1 protein-coding gene is annotated in these 685 nt (G+C 53.6%); it reads right to left on the bottom strand.

Annotation, left to right across the window (positions count from 1 at the left end):
- Window positions 1-141: 141 nt before the first annotated feature.
- Window positions 142-685, bottom strand: a 544-nt coding sequence (locus IE243_RS23355) for an SDR family NAD(P)-dependent oxidoreductase (protein ID WP_373301743.1), incomplete at its 5' end; no start/stop codon positions are given.

The following is a 685-nucleotide window of genomic DNA, read 5'->3' as shown; positions in this document are numbered from 1 at the left end:
ATTGAAGCTAGCTATGTCGACGGCCGCTGTTGCCGACTTGCAGTACGGATAACCCTGGGAGTGAGAAACCGTTCCAAAAAACAGGATCACTGGAAAAACAAATTTGGGCAGTAGTTATGGACCGAATATGAACCACCTTAACTACATGCACTTTTGATCGTCTTCTTCTTTCATCCTCTGGCGTATTCCACCCTCAAGAGTGGTTCCTTCTGGCATCGGTTCGAACAACGATCCGGTGTGCGGAGAAAGCAGCTCTGCTTTTGTTATTTCTTTAGCTGCCGTGTTCGCTGTTAGACGTTCCGTCAAACTGGGAAAGAGCCGATGGGAGGTGGTTGATACGCCAGCTTTCCAACCGACAGGAATTTCCTCCTTGGGATTGCTGCAAGCCTCCACAATGGCGTCCACGACGATGGAAGGATCATCCATCGCAGCCATTCGCGGCTCGTGGCCCGTGTAGTTGGCAGCATGGTTCCACCATGGGGTGTCGACGGCCCACGGCATGATGGTTGAGGCTTTGATGTTCTTGTAGCCCGCTATCCGAAGCTCCTCGTTGAGGGATCGGCCAAGGCTTAGTACGGCTGCCTTCGTGGCAGCGTAGGAACTCTGGAACGCAAGAGGGATCTCGCTTGCCGCGCGACAAACAGGGTGAGATTCCGCGACAATCTGGGTGAGACGCTGTGGTGGG

It is taken from the genome of Camelimonas fluminis (genome assembly GCF_014656355.1).
GTDB lineage: Bacteria > Pseudomonadota > Alphaproteobacteria > Rhizobiales > Beijerinckiaceae > Camelimonas > Camelimonas fluminis.
This window is presented reverse-complemented; position numbering and strand designations above follow the sequence as displayed.